Here is an 18,511-nt window from a genome sequence, read left to right as displayed (position 1 = left end):
CTTTCTCTAATGGGTAGTTCATACCATATCAAATAGTTTATTGAAATTAGCAACTTCAAGCACTTGCAAGGCAACACCATGACAACCGGCAATCACGATACTCTTGCCAGCCGATTTGGCACGATCACGCAACAACAGCAACATGCCCAGAGCAGCACTATCTACATACTCAACTTTTTGCATATCAATCACAATCTCCTTACAGGCCGATTGCGACAGCAGCTCTTCATAGGCGCTACGAAATTCTTTATGGCCGCCATAATCAAAACGCCCATCAAGGCTCAAATGTCCTTTGCCACCTTCCAACCCACTTAATACACGGATACTCATAACGCCTCCACTTAAAAAAGATCTACACTGCCACTGTCCATTGCTTGTTGACTGACCGGATTATGATCAAGTAACTTGGCATCTTCAGTGACTCTTTGCACGTTCACCAAGACTTGCTCCGGATGTTCAAGATGACTTGGCAATTCGTTCAACACCGGATTAAGTGCCACCAAGGCAAGACCACGCTTTTCAAGGTGTTTAAGCAACTGGCTCGTCAAATCCTGAAACTGCAAGGACATGACGCCGATATGGCTGTGCATCTGAATCTGACTGCTTAACTCTGAAACTTTCGCAATCGCCGCATCCCGATTACTGCTCAAAGCTTGCATGGAGCTTGTCATGGCTTCCACATCTTGCTTGGCTTTGAGGGCAAAGTTCATGTCCTTGGAAGCCATTTCTGTAATGCTATGTTCGGCACCATTGACTGAATCTGTTACAGCCTTCAAGTGCTCCTTAATAAAGCTGCTAAATTCTTTAGATCGACCAGACAATTTGCGCACCTCATCGGCCACAATCGCAAATCCGCGGCCGACATCACCAGCCTGCGCAGCCTCAATGGCAGCATTGATTGACAATAGATTGGTTTGTGTTGCAATACTATCCATCTCACCCAATGTGCCGTTAATCTGCTTGACCTTGCAGGCAATATCATCAATATGATCAACCAGATGCATGGATAACTGGCTATTTCTGACGGTTGCATCCACAAACATCTGCATGGTTGCAGAGGTAGCCTCGATGAATTGCCCTAAAGAATCGGCAAAGCCCTCGCTATTACCTTCCTTTTGGTCAGCCATTGAAAATATCATCTCTTGCTGAGCCCGAACACTTGCCTCCATTTCGGTAAAGCTGTTGATGAGCTTCTTAGAGGCATCACTGATAATATCGGATGTTCTCATGGTCTCGTCAATCATTGCCTGTCCAATCTCATGCGTCATCGAGGCAACGTTCTGATTGATTTCCAGCATCACGGCAGTTTTATTGTGATTTGAATCAGACTGTTCAATATCCTCGTTAACCGAATGAGGCTTTCTGGCAAAAAATACATTGACTTGCATGAGAACAAATGGCGTCATCACTAACCACAAAATAGTGAATAGACGGCTATCAAGTAACAGATAAAGCGCCGCACCGACAATGGCAACTGCCAAGGCTGGCAGCCAGTTTTTTAATTGAAATCCGATGCTTGAATTAACCGCTGGTGGAAATTCACTTTCATCAGAATCAAGATGCCCAAGTTGATAACTCATAATTTTCTTTGATAGAAAGGGATGACATTAATTAACGGCTGAAAAGTTCAATTCATGAATACTGTTTACACTCGAATTGCTCGATCACCCGATTGCATGATTTTTTCCAGGAGACGATCAGCGATCTTGCCCAATGGCAGAACTTCATCAACGGCACCCACAGCGATGGCCTCTTTAGGCATGCCAAATACCACACAACTTTCTTCGTCCTGTGCCAGATTGAATGAACCCGCCTGCCTCATATGTAGCATTGCCAAGGCACCATCCTTACCCATACCAGTCAGCATCACGCCAAGCGCATTTTTACCTGCGGACTTGGCAGCCGAATCAAATAAAACCTCCACAGAGGGCTTGTGACGGTTGACTGGCGGCTCATCCGACAATTGAGTCATGTAGTTGGCACCGCTTTTAGCCAACAACAGATGCTGACTACCTGGTGCAATGTAGGCATGTCCGGGCAAGACTCGCTCACCGTGCACGGCTTCCTTCACCGTAATTTTGCAAAGACCATCCAGTCTTTTGGCAAATGAAGCGGTAAAACCGGCTGGCATATGCTGAGTAATCAAAACGGCCGGTGCGTCTGGTGGCAGCTGACACAAGACATCCTTGATCGCCTCGGTACCACCTGTAGAAGCGCCAATAATGATTAGCTTTTCGGAACTAAGTCTGGTATTGCCAACAGCAGGAATTGGCCGGCTTCTTTGCGGAATTGGCAAGCCAGGCAAAATGGCCTTCACTTTGGCATGTGCTGCAGCACGAATCTTGTGAACAATGTCATCAGCAAATGCATTGATGCCATTTTGAATATCCACCTTAGGTTTGCTGACAAAATCTACCGCCCCCAACTCCAAGGCACGCATGGTAATCTCTGAACCACGCTCAGTCAGCGTTGAAATCATCACCACAGGCATAGGGCGCAAACGCATGATTTTTTCAAGAAACTCAAGACCATCCATGCGCGGCATTTCAACATCAAGCGTAATAACGTCTGGATTGGTTTGCCGAATAATATCCCTGGCAATCAGTGGATCTGGCGCTACTCCCACGACTTCCATATCATTCTGAGCATTAATAATGCGACTCAGCAAGCTCCTGATTAAGGCAGAGTCATCGACCACTACAGTTTTTATTTTTTTCATATTGCCCTCGCATTAAAACAATTCAACCTCACCCGACTTCGGCGTGACATCCAGACGATGGCGATAAGTGCTTTCTCGTTCGACCAGTTTGGAGGCATTATTTTTACCAAGCCTCTTAACCATGACCTTGCCAGTTGCCGCATACATCAAGACTTTCCTGGGATCTTCACCCAACAAATCTTCTGCCACGATCGGAATGCCCTCTAACGCTAAAAACTCTTTCACAAATTGACTGTTTCTTGTACCTACATCGGCATAGGTCAGATTTTGTAAAACATTGCCGCCGCCAAATACTTTGGCTTCCAGATGATTTCTTCTTGCCCCCATCTTTAACAGGGTATTGATCAAGACTTCCATGGCAAAGACGCCATAGCGTCCAGATGTTGCTCTGGATGGATCATCAGAACAATCACCATCCGGCAACATGAAGTGATTCATGCCACCCATACCCATCTTTCGATCGTAAATACAAGCGGACACACAAGAACCCAAAACCGTAGTAATAAGCATATGTCTTGAGGCTGCAAAATACTCTCCTGGAAGAATTTTTGCCATATCCAAACCAGTGGTCACATCTCGCAACAACTTGCTCTGCAAAGGTATTTCATAGTCATCATACATAGTCTATGTCCTAAGCCATTTTGCGCAGTCGTTTAGCATCTTGATGAAAACGATTCAGATATTCATCCGACAACTGATACACCGTTTTTTCCTGCAGATCAAACAAATCACGGGCAAATGCAAAGCTCTCTGAATGACCAGCAAAAAGACGTCCATCCGCAGTGAATAGCGGCGCCATTTTTTCCAGAATTTTTCTCTGTGTCGGCTTATCAAAATAAATCATCACATTGCGACAGAATATGACTTGGAAAGGCCCTCTCATTGGCCAGCTTGGACTGAGTAAATTGAGTTGCTTGAAAGTAATCAACTCTTTCACTTCCGGGCGCACCATGACTTTTCCAGCATTGGCGTTCTTCCCTTTTAGAAAATATTTTTCGATAATCTGACTAGGCACTTTTTCCATGCCAGCTTCGTCATAAACACCCTGATTAGCCTTGGTCAAAACATTCGTATCAATATCAGTAGCCAAAATTCTTACTGGCGGGTTTTTACCAAAAACTTCCAACGCTGTTATGGCAAGCGTATAGGGCTCCTCACCAGTTGAAGCGGCACTGCACCATATATTGGTGGTCTGTCCTCTGGGAGCGGTCTTTAACAAGTCCGCTAGTACTTCAAAATGGTGTGACTCTCTGTAAAACGATGTCAGATTGGTAGTCAGTGCATTAATGAAATGCTCCCACTCATCAATCAACCCTGACTCCAATTTATCCAGATAAGAAGAAAAACTGCCAATCCCAAGCACTCTTAAACGTCTGGCCAACCGGCTATATACCATCGTGCGTTTACTACTATTTAAAGAAATACCAGCACGCTCATAAATCAGACTTTTGACACGGTCGAAATCCTTTGTTGAAAATTCGAATTCGTGCTGCGCTTTATCTTCAAGAATTTCTGACATGATTCACCTTCACTTAGTTTGCATCACCAAAATTGTCATTACAATTTTTAGAACTCTTCCCAATCATCGGTACCGGTAGCCTGAGCTGGCGCGGAGCGGACTTTGCTTGTTGACGCTGTCGAAGTGGCTTTCTTGGGCAAACGCTCCACATTCTTCGCACGATTTGGTCCTCTTCGCTCTACCTGATGACTCGATTCTCTACGCGCCATGCCTGCACCCGATGATTCCATCTGGGTTCTAAATACAGCCACCGCACGAGTCAGGTTATTGGATTGCTCTTCCATCGATTCAGCGGCTGCCGCCGCTTGTTCAACCAGGGCCGCGTTCTGTTGGGTAACCTGATCCATTTGGTTGATGGCTTGGTTGACCTGTTCGATACCAGCACTTTGCTCACTGGAGGCAGCAGTAATTTCGGCCATGATGTCGGTGACTCGTTTGACTGAGTTGACGATTTCTTCCATGGTCTTGCCTGCGTTGTCGACCAGTTTGGTACCCGATTCCACTTTTTCCACAGAGTCGGAGATGAGCGATTTGATTTCTTTAGCCGCTGACGCTGAACGTTGGGCGAGGTTGCGTACTTCACTGGCCACCACGGCAAATCCACGGCCTTGTTCTCCGGCTCGGGCAGCTTCCACAGCGGCGTTGAGGGCAAGGATGTTGGTCTGGAAGGCGATGCCGTCAATGACGCTGATGATGTCGACAATTTTTCGGGAGCTTTCGTGGATGGAGCTCATGGTGCCCACCACTTGGCCAACGACTTCGCCACCTTTGACTGCCACATCGGAGGCTCCGATGGCTAGTTGGTTGGCTTGACGGGCATTTTCTGCATTTTGTTTCACCGTCGCCGTGAGCTGCTCCATGCTGGAGGCCGTTTCTTCCAGACTGGATGCTTGTTCTTCAGTACGCGATGACAAATCCGAATTACCCGCGGCAATCTCTTTTGCCGCCGTGTTAATCGTCTCGACTGACTCACGAATCTGACCAATGATTTCGGATAAACGGCCCATCGTAGAATTAGAATCCTGCTTGATGGTAGCAAATGTGCCTAAGAAATCCATATCAATGGTCTGAGTCAAATCACCTTGTGCCAAACTATCTAATACACGCACCACTTCATTGAGTCCAACTTCATTCGTGCCAAGTACTTTATTCATTCCTTCTGCAAGTTGTAAGAAGAAACCTTCCTTCTTATCAACACCAATGCGTTTTGAGAAATCCCCGGCAACCGCTGCCGCTACAATTTCAGCAATTTCTTTCTCAGCGTTGACTTCAATCGTTCTGTCCAACCATTCAACAACTGTTCCTAACCGCGTACCATCTATTGAAAAGATCGGATTTGCGATCAATCGGAATGTTTTACCGGCTACCAGAATTTGTGTTTGATAAGTAGTCTTAAGCTGGCCCAGCAAATTGCGTTGATGACTGGGATTTTTATGGAAGATGTCAAAATTACTACCAACTATCTTCTCCGCACTAAACTGTGGCAATACTGTTTTCAAATCAGACTCACTATCGCGCATTAACTTGTCAGCAGAGCGATTTACATAACGAATCACACCATCAGGATCAGCCACCATGACGTTGACTGATGCCGTATCCAAGGCAGATTTAATTTTTCTGGTTTCCAGAGAATCTGAAGCAGATTGTTCAAATTTTTTACGAACAATTTCAGTCGCCTCATATATTTTTTTCTTCTCCCCAGGCATTTCTTCCAATTTTTGTGAAAAATCACCCTCAACATACTGGCTCATCAAATCGACAACTTTTGCATTAAGATCAATATGTGCAGTAACCATTTGATTAATATTAGAGGCCATTTCACGATAGGCCCCTGTAAACTTGACCTCACTCATGCGCTTGCTGATGATGCCATTCTCATTATGAAATCTGGACATTTCATTCTGTTCATGAACAAACTCTCGCAAGTTTTTGATGACTACATTGACCGATTGTGCAATATCCATCAACTCATCTTTACTATTGAAATCGACCATCTCACTCACATGACCATCAGCAATGTTGGTCGTTGCACGTTTAATTTCCAAGAATCCTTTTTTAGTTGCCAACAACAAACCAATGAATAGATATAGGCACAAAACAATGACTGATCCGACACCAATAAAGATAATATTCATTTGTGAGGTGTCTCTTTGAATTCTGGCTTGTAAAAGCATATCCAATTGTTCAAGGCTCTGATCAAAGAGAACGTAACTCTCTTCAATGACCGAGGTTCCCTTATCAAAATAGGCTTTTGGTGTTATTCCCAAAATATCACCAGCAGACAACTTTAGAACCATCGTATTCTGAAACTCATCAATCAATGACAGTGTTTTTGCTGTGTTGTTTTCCAATGCATTCTTAACCGAAGCATTAGCACCAAAGACCTTATCCATATTTGATTGCAATGAACCTTCATCATTTTTATATAAACGCTGCAATATGGCTAATTCAGTTCGTTCATTGATATTGATGGAACCTCTTTTTAAAATTCCGGAACCCATGCCACGTAGCTTAGCTACTGACTCAATCAGTGATGGCAAGCGTACTACCGCTGTATCCATGACATAGTAAGAATCCAGATCCGGATCCAAGGTCAAATTCGATGAATCTGCTGCGGTCAGAATAAGTCTGGTTAATTTATCGATGACTTCATTGTGCGCAGTCCAACTCTCGCCGACAGTGAGCTTGGCATTACCTCCTTGTAACTCTTGCCAAGCATCAAAAAAGGTTTTGTACGCTTCTTCGGTTTTGAGTTCGGCACCCAATTCCTTTTCAATTTTTCCCAACTCAGTAATTGCTGCCTCAGTCTTATTGCTAAAATCACTTAACTTGGCAAGCATGCTATTGTCACCATTTAAGACTAATTGGGACACACCGCGATGTAATTGCACCTGCTGCAATACCTGACGAGATGCCTTAACCAGCCGAACACCACTTCTCTCGGACTCAGCGAAACTAATTTCAGTCTGAAATTTCCCATGAAGGTAGTACACCATAAAAATGCTTGGCAGCAAAAGTATGATACCGAGTAAACCAATTTTCTTTGAGAAGCTTAGTTTATTCATCAACCCAATCACTGGGCTCATCATTTGGCTAGTTATAGACATTCCATCATCCCTTTTAAAAATTGATTTTTTATTTTAGTGATAGCGTTATTTAGAACTCTTCCCAATCATCGGTACCGGTAGCCTGAGCTGGCGCGGAGCGGACTTTGCTTGTTGACGCTGTCGAAGTGGCTTTCTTGGGCAAACGCTCCACATTCTTCGCACGATTTGGTCCTCTTCGCTCTACCTGATGACTCGATTCTCTACGCGCCATGCCTGCACCCGATGATTCCATCTGGGTTCTAAATACAGCCACCGCACGAGTCAGGTTATTGGATTGCTCTTCCATCGATTCAGCGGCTGCCGCCGCTTGTTCAACCAGGGCCGCGTTCTGTTGGGTAACCTGATCCATTTGGTTGATGGCTTGGTTGACCTGTTCGATACCAGCACTTTGCTCACTGGAGGCAGCAGTAATTTCGGCCATGATGTCGGTGACTCGTTTGACTGAGTTGACGATTTCTTCCATGGTCTTGCCTGCGTTGTCGACCAGTTTGGTACCCGATTCCACTTTTTCCACAGAGTCGGAGATGAGCGATTTGATTTCTTTAGCCGCTGACGCTGAACGTTGGGCGAGGTTGCGTACTTCACTGGCCACCACGGCAAATCCACGGCCTTGTTCTCCGGCTCGGGCAGCTTCCACAGCGGCGTTGAGGGCAAGGATGTTGGTCTGGAAGGCGATGCCGTCAATGACGCTGATGATGTCGACAATTTTTCGGGAGCTTTCGTGGATGGAGCTCATGGTGCCCACCACTTGGCCAACGACTTCGCCACCTTTGACTGCCACATCGGAGGCTCCGATGGCTAGTTGGTTGGCTTGACGGGCATTTTCTGCATTTTGTTTCACCGTCGCCGTGAGCTGCTCCATGCTGGAGGCCGTTTCTTCCAGACTGGATGCTTGTTCTTCAGTACGCGATGACAAATCCGAATTACCCGCGGCAATCTCTTTTGCCGCCGTGTTAATCGTCTCGGTAGAGCCGCGAATATTGTCAACAATACCTGCCGTATTTTCTACAAGTGCATTAATTCCCTCACAAAGCTCGGCAATTGATCCGCTCTTACCATCCAAATCAACACGCTCAATAAGATTGCCTTGCTTTGCCTCTGCAATCACATTTCTTGCCTGATCTACTGCCTCTTGCATCATTCTTGCCGCATTGACCTGCTCTGTGACATCCGTAGCATATTTCACTACTTTGAATGGTTTACCATTCATATCCATGATAGGGTTATAGCTGGCCTGAATCCAAATTTCTTTACCACTTTTACCAATACGTTTGTATTGACCCGCGTCGTATTCTCCGCGCCCTAATTTATCCCAAAACAAGCGATAGTCGGAAGTCGCGCGATAAGCTGCATCCACAAACAGACTATGATGCTGTCCTTTGATTTCCTCCAACCGATAACCTAAAGTATTTAAGAAATTATCGTTAGCAGTCAGAATCTTTCCATCAAGACTAAATTCAATTACAGCTTGTACGTCACTAATTGCCTTCAATTGACCTGCAAAATCAGCAGCACGCAATTTCTGGTCGGTGATATCAGTCGCATATTTCACTACCTTGAATGGTTTTCCATTCATATCCATGATGGGGTTATAACTGGCTTGAATCCAAATTTCCTTGCCACCTTTACCAATGCGCTTGTACTGCCCTGCATCATATTCACCACGACCCAAGCGCTCCCAGAACTGGCGATACTCTGGGGTACTACGATATGACGTTTCTACAAACAGACTGTGATGTTGACCCTTTATTTCGTCCAATTGATAACCAAGCGTATTCAAGAAATTTTCATTTGCTGTAATAACTTTTCCATCCAGACCAAATTCAATAACCGCCTGGGCCTTGCTAATTGCATCTAATTGCCCGGAATAATCCGCATTCTGCAATCTTTCTGCCGTGATATCAGTGGCATATTTGACAACTTTAAATGGCTTGCCATTTTTGTCCATAATTGGGTTGTAGCTAGCCTGAATCCAGACCTCTTTACCTGCCTTGCCAATTCGTTTGTACTGCCCTGCATCATATTGACCACGACTGAGACGATCCCAAAATTGACGATATTGCGTACTACTTCCATATGTCGAATCAACAAACATGCTGTGATGTTGGCCTTGGATTTCCTCAAGTCGGTAGCCCAAAGTATTCAGAAAATTTTCATTCGCAGTCAGAATTTTTCCTTCAAGGTCAAATTCAATCACTGCTTGTACCTTACTGATTGCAGCAAGCTGACCACGCAGATCCTGAATGGCATCGTCATCCAAAGCATTTACTTGGACGGGTTCCGAGAATAGATTCTTGAGAGATAACATAGTTTTTCCTTTAAAAATACAGCTATACCAATCAGGTGTTAAGCAATGCTTTCGACATCCTCAAGGAGTTCCATTTCCTTGCCAGTCATTAATTTTTCAATATCCACCAGAATCAACATGCGTTCGTCGACAGTGCCAATTCCGGTTATATAGCGTGTATCTAGTGCTGCGCCAAACTCTGGACGAGGCCGAATATTTTCATCATTCAAGGCCAATACATCCGACACACCATCAACCACGATACCAACCACACGTGATGCCACATTGATAATGATGACCACGGTAAATTGATCGTATTCCGCCTTACCTACTGTGAATTTGATTCTCAAATCGACAATTGGAACAATTGCTCCTCGCAAATTGATGACACCCTTGATAAATTCCGGTGCATTTGCAATTTTTGTTACTGCGTCATACCCTCGAATTTCTTGGACCTTAAGAATATCCATGCCGTATTCTTCTGCACCCAGCAAAAAGGTCAAATACTCTTTATATGAAGCATTCTGAGTCGAATTTGATTCGGACCTAGTACTATCTGTGGCTACTTGCATACTTTCCTCCTATTGTTTAGACAACCGGACTAAGCCGGGCACATCCAGAATAAAGGCCACTTTTCCATCACCCATAATGGTTGCACCGGACAGACCTGGAACTTTTTTATAGTTACCTTCAATACTCTTAACTACAACTTGATGCTGCCCTTGCAATTCATCGACAAGAAATGCGCTCTTGATACCATCAGCTTCAAGAATCACCATGATTCCTTTATCTTCAGATTCATTTTCAGTATGAATATTGAATATCTTCTTTAATGAAATAATCGGCAGATATTCACCTCTCACATGTAGTACATGTTCCTGACCTGAAATTGATCGGATTGAAGAAGGATCTGGACATAATGATTCGACAATCTGCGCTAACGGAATAATAAAATTTTCATCACCGACACCGACGGACATGCCGTCAAGAATGGCCAGCGTGAGTGGCAGACGTATAGAAATACGTGTACCGATACTCATGGCCGAATCAATCTCGACTCTACCGCCCATTGATTGAATGTTTCGTTTAACTACATCCATACCAACACCACGCCCAGAAAGATCCGTGACTTGATCCGCTGTTGAAAATCCTGCCTCAAAAATTAATTGCCAGACATCCTGATCTGGCATGGCATCATGAACCGCAAGGCCCCGCTCTTTGGCTTTAGCCAAAATCTTTTCACGATTTAGGCCTTGCCCATCATCGCCAACCTCAATCACAATACTGCCGCCCTGGTGGAAGGCTCTTAGTGTGACCGTTCCTTGCTCAGGCTTTCCTGCGGCCAATCTTGCTTCGGGTGACTCCACGCCGTGATCAAGGCTGTTGCGAACCAAGTGTGTTAATGGATCGGATATTTTCTCGACTAAACCTTTATCAAGTTCAGTTCTTTCACCGATCATTTTTAATTGAACCTGTTTGTTCAATTTACCTGCGATATCTCGAACCAGCCTCGGAAAACGGTTAAATACCACTGCAATTGGCATCATACGAACGGACATGACTGATTCTTGCAAATCCCTTGTATTTCTTTCGAGTTGCGCCAGACCAGAAAATAATGCTTCGTATTTAGCCGGATCAAATTGTGAGGCGGTTTGAGCGAGCATTGATTGGGTAATAACCAATTCTCCAACCATATTGATTAATTGATCGACTTTCTCGACACTGACACGAATTGATGCTGACTCGGCATCCTTAGAAACTGGCGGTGTTGTTGTTCGTTCTTTCTTCTCAGGAGAAGTAGACTTTTTTTCCATCTCGAAAGCTGTATTTGTTGAGTCAGCTATTTGATTATCGAAGAAGCCGTAACCGTCATTCTTATTCTCTAATGATGAATTGACATTTGCCGTTTCATCATCACAACCAAAAAAACCATAACCGTCTATACCTGTAGCATCTTTAGCAACTTCTTCCACGTCCTCGTCGAAAAATCCGAAGCTATCATCACGCTTAGATTCAGGAACGTTATCTGCCGAGTACCTTACGACCTTAGACGTAGGCGTTTCTTGTTTTTCTTGATTCACATATGCTTGAATTCTTTTAATAACCGGCTCGGCTGCGAGAGAAATCTGACCAGATTCACCCTTATAAAATTCAAGCTGCGCCTTTAAAACATCGCATGACTCCAGCAACACGTCGATCATAGCGGTATTTAAATGGATCTCATTCTTTCGAGCCAAATCTAGTAAGGTTTCCAATTCATGAGTGATATTGGTCATTTCACCAAAGCCAAAAGTCGCACTACCACCTTTTAAAGAATGTGCGGCCCTGAAGATGGCATTTAGCTCTTCGTTATCTGGTTCATCTAGATCAAGACGAATCAGCAGCTCTTCCATCGAGGCTAAATTTTCTGCTGCTTCCTCAAAAAATACGGCCTGAAACTGACTGAGATCCATTAAATCGGAAGTCATTTTGTTCTTCTCCTTGAGGAATTTATTTCAATACCTTACCAACTACCTCAAGAAGTTTAGGAGGATCGAATGGCTTAACGATCCAGCCAGTAGCACCTGCTGCTTTGCCCTGGGCCTTCATACTGTCTGATGACTCGGTTGTGAGTATCAAGATGGGAACAGATTTATACTGAGGCAGAGAACGCAAGTTTCTAACTAGCGTGAGCCCATCCATTCGTGGCATGTTCTGGTCAGTCAAAACCAGGCTGGCAGTACATGTCTTAGCCTTATCTAGGGCCTCTTGACCATCACCCGCCTGAATGACTTCGTATCCTGCAGCCTTAAGGGTAAAGGCCACCATTTGTCGTATAGACGCTGAATCGTCCACAGCCAATACTGTTTTAGACATTTATAACTCCTGAATTAATAAATCACTTATGGGTTTCAAACCCAGACTTGCATCTATCTGTGATGGATTATCAGGAGTGGTAACGATTTTCTATGAAGGAAAAAGAAGGGGAAATAACCCTTAGTTCTGGTCTTGTTACAAATATTGCCTGCCAAAACATGCTAAATACAAGAATGTTATAAAACGGCTGTTACAAATTTCATATGTGCTGACACTTGAACTTACTTGTGAGTTGAGTAGACTATGGTTAAGTATTTGACTAAGAACATTAATTTTATGGACACCCATTATCAAGACGACCTGAGAAATAGCATTGCACTAACTGCTGCCAGACTAATCGTTGAAGAGGGATTTGATTATGAGCGAGCAAAAAACAAAGCACTGAAACTGCTCAAATTAGACACTAGGCAATCCTTTAACCTCTTGCCTAGTAATGAAGAGATAGAACTTGAAGTGACAACATATCTCGATACATTTTATGGAGATACACATCCAGCATTAATCGAAAATTTACGGATCATCGCCTTGAATTGGCTTGATAAGTTAAACCAGTTCAATCCTTACCTTGTTGGTCCGGTACTTACGGGAACAGCAACTGAACACAACGATATAAGTATCATCTGCGACTCTCATCAAAGTAAAGAGCTGGGTTTTTACTTGATTGATTTGAAAATCGATTATGAGGTTACTGAGAATCTTAACTACACTACCAGAATGCCAACAGAACGCTATAGTTTTATGTGGCCTTTAGAAAACACCCACAATACACAAACCGGAGAGCACACCAAGACATCGATTGGTATCCATATTTCTATCGTGTCACCAGAAGACTCAAGAAATCTATGGAAAAGAAATCAAAGAGCTAATGCGAAACAATTAACTGCACTGATTAAAACAACTTAATGCAGTAGTATTTTGAGATCTTCAACAAACGAAGATGTGTCTTGCCCATTACGGACAAATAGCCGGATCTTGCCACCTTTATCAAAAACATACGTACCGGCAGTATGATCAATCGTGTATGACTGAGGTGTTTTACCAGGTACCTTGCCAAAATAAACTTTAAATTCTCGCGTTGTCGCCTCAATCACCTCTTTTGATCCATATAGGCCTATAAAGCGCTTATCAAAACTAGGTACATACTGTTTCAATAACTCTGGGGTATCCCTATCAGGGTCTAATGTCACAAATAGTACCTGCACATCCGACGCTGATGGACCAAGAACCTTCATTGCCTCTGAAAGCTCAGTCATTGTAGTCGGGCAAATATCCGGACATTGCGTATAGCCAAAAAACATCACGACAACCTTACCAGAATAATTCTGTAAAGTGGCTGGCTGACCAAACATATCCGTTAAGGAAAAACCTTGCGCGTAATCTGCACCAGTAATATCGACATTACGAAATTTCGCTACTGGTGGTGTACACCCAGTGAAGATAATAGAAAGAAAAACAAGCGTAACTAAGACCGAGCATATTTTACGAATACACATACATATCTACTTCACATAATGATCTACAAGCAATGCCAAAAATAAAATTGACAAATAGATAATGGAAAAACGAAATAATTTCTTAGCCAAGGCATCAGTATAGTGGCGATAAACATTCCAAGCATGATACAAAAACATTGCACCCAAGATGATAGCGCTGACTAAATAAAGCACACCACTCATTTGTACAACATACGGCAAAAGACCAGTTACAAACAAAACGATGCTGTACAACCAGATATGCAAACCTGTGAAATCTAAGCCATGGGTTATTGGCAGCATTGGCAAGCCCGATTGCTCATAGTCTTTAGATTTATACATGGCTAGCGCCCAAAAATGGGGGGGGGTCCAAACAAAAATGATCAAAAATAAAACCAAGGCCTCTGGTGTCACCTGGCCAGTCACTGCGGCCCAGCCCAAAACCGGCGGCATTGCTCCTGAAGCTCCGCCAATAACAATATTTTGTGGTGTGGCTGGCTTAAGCAGTAACGTATAAATCACCGCATAGCCAACAAAGGTTGCCAACGTCAACCACATCGTCAATGAGTTAACAAAGGCATAAAGAATCCACATACCTAAGCCGCCAATTGCACCAGAAAAGAGTATCGTCTGAAGCGGCGATAGATCTCCCGTAGCGGCTGGACGCCAGCGTGTCCGTGACATTTTGGCATCAATCTTACGCTCCAATAAACAGTTGAACGCAAATGCTGCTCCTGCCAAAAGCCAAATTCCAAGTGAAGCTGCTACCAATACCTTCCAGGAGGGCAATTCTGGTGTGGACAAAAACATGCCAATAACCGCACAAAAGACGGCCAACTGGGACACTCTGGGCTTTGTCAGTGCGTAATACTGAGCCAGCTTATTGGATATTGAATGAGAGATAACTTGTTCCATAGTTGTATCACCTGTTTTAAATATCCTAATGGGACTTGTATTTTTGATTTGATGAAATATGTAATGCCGACAAAATCGAAACTAAGCATACAACGAGACCCGCAGCACCTGCACTATGCAATAAAGCAGATAACAAAGGCCAGCCAAAATATATATTAGCGATTCCAGTAATTAACTGTAGTAGTAATATGCCGAATAGCAAATTAGCCCATTTCCGTAATTGACATACTTTTGCACACTGTATGGCAGTAAAAATTAAATACGGAATAACCATAAATGCCATACAACGATGTGTCCAGTGGATTGCCACTAACGCTTCCAGCCGAAGAAATTCACCATTGGCGTTTTTTCCCAACTCTCGCCATAAACTAAAACCATCCTGGAAATCCATTCTAGGTAAGAACGCCCCCTGACAGAAAGGAAACTCGCTGCAAGCCAAGACAGCATAATTGGTACTGACCCAACCACCCAACGCGATTTGCAATACCAACAAACCAAGCGCCATATAGACTATTGTCTGTAGTCCAGATTGTTTATTGGTATCGACTGGTAAACCTTCAACCCTCACGTTCTCTCTCTGATAAAACCAAGTCAGAACAGCAAGAAGACTTAAGCCCAATAAAAGATGGGTAGTAACAATGATCGGCTGCAATTTCCAAAGCACCGTAAATGCCCCAAATGCACCTTGTAAACAGACTAAGAACAGCACCATCAAAGGGAACATATCGATTGCAGTCTTGTTCTTCCGTGATTGGATAACAGACCAACATACCAAAATCAGTATTAATAAACCAACCATCATTGCCAAATATCGATGGATCATCTCAATATTAGCTTTGAGCATAGTGACTGGCCCAGTAGGCATCAATGCCGCGGCCTCTGCGATATGCCGACTGGCACTCAAAGTATTACCATGACCATAACAGCCAGGCCAATCTGGACAGCCTAAACCTGAGTCGGTCAGCCGAGTGAAAGCCCCAAATACAATGAGATCAAATGTTAGGAATAACGTCACTCCAATCAGCTTACCGTATTTTGATACTTCTTTTGAAAACCAAACAATAGCTAATGGCCCCAACACCAATAACGCCGAAATGAATACTAATTCAAACCACATGGCTTTAACCAATTGAAGAGGCTTTTAATAACCTTATGATGTCTTTCTTAACCTTGCTAGGATCGGGTTGAGCAGGAAAGCGCATCATCAAATTACCCAATGGATCTACTAGAAATATATGTGTAGATAACTCATTGATCGACTCCATCTCTCCCTCAGATAACCATGCAACTATTTGCTTCTCATCTGCTCTTAAAAATAAAGTTCCCGCATATTTTTCTGATAGTTGTGAATCTACATTCTCGTTATCAGTAACGAGACGTAATCGTGTAATCCTGTCACTATCCTTGCCTTGTGCCAACCGTATCTGGCGCAAATAGAAGAGTTGTTCTTCGCAAGCCTGATCACATTTTGCACCACCAACCGTGATCATCAACCATTTACCTTTTAGTGAATCAATCGGAAAATTAACAAGATTGGTTTCAGTCAATATCAACGAAGGAATTGTTTTTTGGGGTTCTAATAATTTGCCATAATTTAAACGTCCTGTCGGTTTAATAAAATAATAGCTAATATATGAAGCAATCATTGGTAATGCACATATAACTAGCACAATCATTAACTTACGCCGGCCTGAGTTTCTTTTGGAAGTGATATATTGGGCATCCACACCCTGTACCTGCTTACTCATGTTCTCTACTCAAATTTCTTTTCTTAAAAAATACCTGATAACAATAAATAATAATGATGGTTAACATCAAGGTGAACCATTGAAAAGCATAGCCATAATGTTTCTCGATCCCAAAATCAGGTACCGGAAAATCTTGAACCAACCCCTCATTCAAGCGCTTGTCATCATCTTGTTCAAGACCAAACAGCTTCAACAATTTTATCTTTAAACGACTCTCTTCCCGTTCAAAATCAATATTCTGGACAATAGTAATTGAAGCGGATGTGTCTGAATTAGAGATGCCTAGTTCCAGTACTTTGGATAATTTATGTAAACAACGTACTGATAACTCTTGGGGACCAACAGGTTTGGCAAATGGTGGAAGACTTTCTCGATTGATTGAATTTCTAGGAATCCAGCCTCTATTAATCAGCAACGCCACATTTTTATCCGACGATACAATAAAGGGGGTAACAACATAAAATCCCGCCTGATGCTGGTAAGGCCGATTATCTAAATACACTGTGTGTGCATGATCAAACTCACCTAAAAGTCGAATCATTTGACCATCATATTCACAGTCACCATTTTGCAACAGATCTTGTATGCTGATCTCTTTTGAGTGCACTCCTTGTTCCCAATTGATTTTAGCTAGTTTCTTTTGTTCAGCCCTATTTAACTGCCACTTACCAAGTAAAGCAGTAAGAATAACAAAAATCAGTGCTGCGACCGTTGGCAATAATGCTAAACGCGAGGACAATCTCATTTTTTACAACTCAGTCACCAACAATAATCAGGAGATTAGTAGATGCGAATATTTATAGCATTAGCATTTACAGGTATCTTGCTGAGCTTAGGCTCAGCTTTATTCTTTCTAATGAAAGATAAGGGGGGGACAAATCGCATTGTCAAAGCATTAGCTTTTAGAGTTGGGCTTTCGATCCTACTCTTTCTAATTATTTTGTTCTGCTACTGGATGGGGTGGATTCAATACACTGGCATTCGTTAATAAAAAACGCCGCTAAGCGGCGTTTTTTATTAAAGCCAGTACACAACGACATAAAGTCCTAGCCACACAACATCCACAAAATGCCAATACCAAGCAGCACCTTCAAAAGCGAAGTGTTTTTCCGGTGTGAAGTGACCCTTTATAACTCGCAACAAGACGATAAACAGCATAATCGCACCCATCGTCACATGGAAACCATGAAAGCCAGTCAACATGAAAAAAGTTGAGCCGTAAATACCCGAAGTCAGCTTAAGATTCAAATGATGATAGGCTTCAATATACTCATTTGCCTGAAAATACATAAAAATTGCGCCTAACAAGATTGTTGCAGCAAGCCAAATAGCAGTAGTACTTCTTTTGCCCTCTCTAAGGGCATGATGTGCAATTGTCAACGTCACACCTGAGGTCAACAACAATCCTGTATTGATAGTAGGAATCCAGAATGGCGTCATTGCCTCGAATGGTTCGATCAAACCACCAGGACCGGCATTAGGCCATTGAGCTGAAAAATTGGGCCACAAAAGCTTATTATCCAAGTCACCCAACCAAGGCATTGCAATTGATCGAGCATAAAATAACGCCCCAAAAAACCCTGCAAAGAACATCACTTCAGAAAAGATAAACCAACTCATACTCCAACGATATGAGAGATCTACATTTGCACCATACATGCCACCTTCAGACTCAGAAATGGCATCGCCAAACCAGTTATAAAGGACAAAAATAAAGAAAGCTAAACCGAATGCCACGGCATAGGGACCCCAGCTAATATGGTTTACCCATGCTGCCGCACCCGCACCAGTAAACAACAATCCCGTTCCCGCAGTAATCGGATGACGAGATGGTCCTGGAACAAAATAATACGGCGCATTCTTAGTTATTGAACTCATTTATGCGTCT

At 43.2% G+C, this 18,511-nt stretch carries 18 protein-coding genes; 2 read left to right on the top strand and 16 right to left on the bottom strand.

Features of this window, described 5'->3' with window-relative positions:
- Positions 1 to 18: 18 nt before the first annotated feature.
- The 10 genes from ACMYR3_RS01455 to ACMYR3_RS01410 all read right to left on the bottom strand — a co-directional run bounded on the left by ACMYR3_RS01455 (position 19) and on the right by ACMYR3_RS01410 (position 12,488).
- Complete coding sequence (locus tag ACMYR3_RS01455) at positions 19 to 330, bottom strand: STAS domain-containing protein (RefSeq protein ID WP_424193819.1); 312 nt, start codon at positions 328 to 330, stop codon at positions 19 to 21.
- An 11-nt stretch (positions 331 to 341) separates the two neighbouring features.
- Positions 342 to 1,580 (bottom strand): methyl-accepting chemotaxis protein, encoded by a 1,239-nt coding sequence (locus tag ACMYR3_RS01450; RefSeq protein ID WP_424193817.1) that lies wholly within the window; start codon positions 1,578 to 1,580, stop codon positions 342 to 344.
- Between the two features lie 65 nt (positions 1,581 to 1,645).
- A complete protein-coding gene (locus ACMYR3_RS01445; protein ID WP_424193815.1) occupies positions 1,646 to 2,719 on the bottom strand; it encodes a protein-glutamate methylesterase/protein-glutamine glutaminase in 1,074 nt (357 codons plus the stop codon).
- 12 nt (positions 2,720 to 2,731) lie between these two features.
- Positions 2,732 to 3,340: a chemoreceptor glutamine deamidase CheD gene (gene cheD, locus ACMYR3_RS01440; RefSeq protein WP_424193813.1), complete on the bottom strand. Its 609-nt coding sequence runs from the start codon at positions 3,338 to 3,340 to the stop codon at positions 2,732 to 2,734.
- A 10-nt stretch (positions 3,341 to 3,350) separates the two neighbouring features.
- Positions 3,351 to 4,238, bottom strand: coding sequence for a CheR family methyltransferase (locus ACMYR3_RS01435; protein ID WP_424193812.1), 888 nt, complete (start codon positions 4,236 to 4,238; stop codon positions 3,351 to 3,353).
- Between the two features lie 47 nt (positions 4,239 to 4,285).
- A complete protein-coding gene (locus ACMYR3_RS01430) occupies positions 4,286 to 7,345 on the bottom strand; it encodes a methyl-accepting chemotaxis protein (RefSeq protein WP_424193810.1) in 3,060 nt (1,019 codons plus the stop codon).
- A 49-nt stretch (positions 7,346 to 7,394) separates the two neighbouring features.
- Positions 7,395 to 9,653: a methyl-accepting chemotaxis protein gene (locus tag ACMYR3_RS01425; protein ID WP_424193808.1), complete on the bottom strand. Its 2,259-nt coding sequence runs from the start codon at positions 9,651 to 9,653 to the stop codon at positions 7,395 to 7,397.
- A 38-nt stretch (positions 9,654 to 9,691) separates the two neighbouring features.
- Positions 9,692 to 10,204 carry a chemotaxis protein CheW gene (locus tag ACMYR3_RS01420; RefSeq protein WP_424193806.1) on the bottom strand — a complete coding sequence of 171 codons (513 nt, stop codon included), beginning with the start codon at positions 10,202 to 10,204 and terminating at the stop codon, positions 9,692 to 9,694.
- Positions 10,205 to 10,213: 9 nt separating this feature from the next.
- On the bottom strand, positions 10,214 to 12,100 hold the full coding sequence (locus ACMYR3_RS01415) for a chemotaxis protein CheW (RefSeq protein WP_424193804.1): 1,887 nt from the start codon (positions 12,098 to 12,100) through the stop codon (positions 10,214 to 10,216).
- A 22-nt stretch (positions 12,101 to 12,122) separates the two neighbouring features.
- Positions 12,123 to 12,488, bottom strand: coding sequence for a response regulator (locus ACMYR3_RS01410; RefSeq protein ID WP_424193802.1), 366 nt, complete (start codon positions 12,486 to 12,488; stop codon positions 12,123 to 12,125).
- A gap of 255 nt (positions 12,489 to 12,743) precedes the next feature.
- On the opposite strand from ACMYR3_RS01410, the gene ACMYR3_RS01405 reads away from it, so the two are divergent.
- The gene (locus ACMYR3_RS01405; protein WP_424193800.1) at positions 12,744 to 13,391 is read left to right on the top strand and encodes a UDP-N-acetylmuramate--alanine ligase; all 648 of its coding nucleotides are present in this window, start codon (positions 12,744 to 12,746) and stop codon (positions 13,389 to 13,391) included.
- Here ACMYR3_RS01405 and ACMYR3_RS01400 read toward each other — a convergent pair.
- From ACMYR3_RS01400 to ACMYR3_RS01380, 5 genes are read right to left on the bottom strand one after another with little or no spacing between them, the layout of a single operon-like run.
- Entirely contained in the window at positions 13,388 to 13,975 is a 588-nt protein-coding gene (locus ACMYR3_RS01400; protein ID WP_424196301.1) for an SCO family protein, read from the bottom strand. The two genes, ACMYR3_RS01405 and ACMYR3_RS01400, sit on opposite strands and share 4 nt — an antisense overlap.
- A gap of 12 nt (positions 13,976 to 13,987) precedes the next feature.
- On the bottom strand, positions 13,988 to 14,875 hold the full coding sequence (gene cyoE, locus ACMYR3_RS01395) for a heme o synthase (RefSeq protein WP_424193798.1): 888 nt from the start codon (positions 14,873 to 14,875) through the stop codon (positions 13,988 to 13,990).
- A gap of 25 nt (positions 14,876 to 14,900) precedes the next feature.
- Positions 14,901 to 15,992: a COX15/CtaA family protein gene (locus tag ACMYR3_RS01390; protein WP_424193796.1), complete on the bottom strand. Its 1,092-nt coding sequence runs from the start codon at positions 15,990 to 15,992 to the stop codon at positions 14,901 to 14,903.
- A 4-nt stretch (positions 15,993 to 15,996) separates the two neighbouring features.
- The gene (locus ACMYR3_RS01385) at positions 15,997 to 16,623 is read right to left on the bottom strand and encodes an SCO family protein (protein ID WP_424193794.1); all 627 of its coding nucleotides are present in this window, start codon (positions 16,621 to 16,623) and stop codon (positions 15,997 to 15,999) included.
- Entirely contained in the window at positions 16,616 to 17,362 is a 747-nt protein-coding gene (locus ACMYR3_RS01380; RefSeq protein WP_424193792.1) for an SURF1 family protein, read from the bottom strand. The genes ACMYR3_RS01385 and ACMYR3_RS01380 overlap by 8 nt, the downstream gene beginning before the upstream one ends.
- A 48-nt stretch (positions 17,363 to 17,410) precedes the next feature.
- On the opposite strand from ACMYR3_RS01380, the gene ACMYR3_RS01375 reads away from it, so the two are divergent.
- Positions 17,411 to 17,611, top strand: coding sequence for a twin transmembrane helix small protein (locus tag ACMYR3_RS01375; RefSeq protein ID WP_424193791.1), 201 nt, complete (start codon positions 17,411 to 17,413; stop codon positions 17,609 to 17,611).
- Between the two features lie 29 nt (positions 17,612 to 17,640).
- On the opposite strand, the gene ACMYR3_RS01370 is transcribed toward ACMYR3_RS01375, so the two are convergent.
- Positions 17,641 to 18,501 (bottom strand): cytochrome c oxidase subunit 3, encoded by an 861-nt coding sequence (locus ACMYR3_RS01370; RefSeq protein ID WP_424193790.1) that lies wholly within the window; start codon positions 18,499 to 18,501, stop codon positions 17,641 to 17,643.
- Positions 18,502 to 18,511 lie beyond the last annotated feature (10 nt).

It is taken from the genome of Ampullimonas aquatilis (assembly GCF_049675895.1).
Lineage (GTDB): Bacteria > Pseudomonadota > Gammaproteobacteria > Burkholderiales > Burkholderiaceae_D > Ampullimonas > Ampullimonas aquatilis.
Note: the sequence above shows the minus strand (reverse complement) of the source record. Positions and strands in the feature narration are given on the sequence as shown.

Bases quoted from the DNA above. Each gene is read 5' to 3' on its own strand.
- ACMYR3_RS01385 (WP_424193794.1), bottom strand. From the start codon at position 16,623: ATGAGTAAGCAGGTACAGGGTGTGGATGCCCAATATATCACTTCCAAA.
- ACMYR3_RS01435 (WP_424193812.1), bottom strand. From the start codon at position 4,238: ATGTCAGAAATTCTTGAAGATAAAGCGCAGCACGAATTCGAATTTTCA.
- ACMYR3_RS01430 (WP_424193810.1), bottom strand. From the start codon at position 7,345: ATGTCTATAACTAGCCAAATGATGAGCCCAGTGATTGGGTTGATGAAT.
- ACMYR3_RS01415 (WP_424193804.1), bottom strand. From the start codon at position 12,100: ATGACTTCCGATTTAATGGATCTCAGTCAGTTTCAGGCCGTATTTTTT.
- ACMYR3_RS01410 (WP_424193802.1), bottom strand. From the start codon at position 12,488: ATGTCTAAAACAGTATTGGCTGTGGACGATTCAGCGTCTATACGACAA.
- ACMYR3_RS01450 (WP_424193817.1), bottom strand. From the start codon at position 1,580: ATGAGTTATCAACTTGGGCATCTTGATTCTGATGAAAGTGAATTTCCA.
- ACMYR3_RS01445 (WP_424193815.1), bottom strand. From the start codon at position 2,719: ATGAAAAAAATAAAAACTGTAGTGGTCGATGACTCTGCCTTAATCAGG.
- ACMYR3_RS01455 (WP_424193819.1), bottom strand. From the start codon at position 330: ATGAGTATCCGTGTATTAAGTGGGTTGGAAGGTGGCAAAGGACATTTG.
- ACMYR3_RS01375 (WP_424193791.1), top strand. From the start codon at position 17,411: ATGCGAATATTTATAGCATTAGCATTTACAGGTATCTTGCTGAGCTTA.
- ACMYR3_RS01390 (WP_424193796.1), bottom strand. From the start codon at position 15,992: ATGTGGTTTGAATTAGTATTCATTTCGGCGTTATTGGTGTTGGGGCCA.
- cyoE (WP_424193798.1), bottom strand. From the start codon at position 14,875: ATGGAACAAGTTATCTCTCATTCAATATCCAATAAGCTGGCTCAGTAT.
- ACMYR3_RS01420 (WP_424193806.1), bottom strand. From the start codon at position 10,204: ATGCAAGTAGCCACAGATAGTACTAGGTCCGAATCAAATTCGACTCAG.
- cheD (WP_424193813.1), bottom strand. From the start codon at position 3,340: ATGTATGATGACTATGAAATACCTTTGCAGAGCAAGTTGTTGCGAGAT.
- ACMYR3_RS01370 (WP_424193790.1), bottom strand. From the start codon at position 18,501: ATGAGTTCAATAACTAAGAATGCGCCGTATTATTTTGTTCCAGGACCA.
- ACMYR3_RS01425 (WP_424193808.1), bottom strand. From the start codon at position 9,653: ATGTTATCTCTCAAGAATCTATTCTCGGAACCCGTCCAAGTAAATGCT.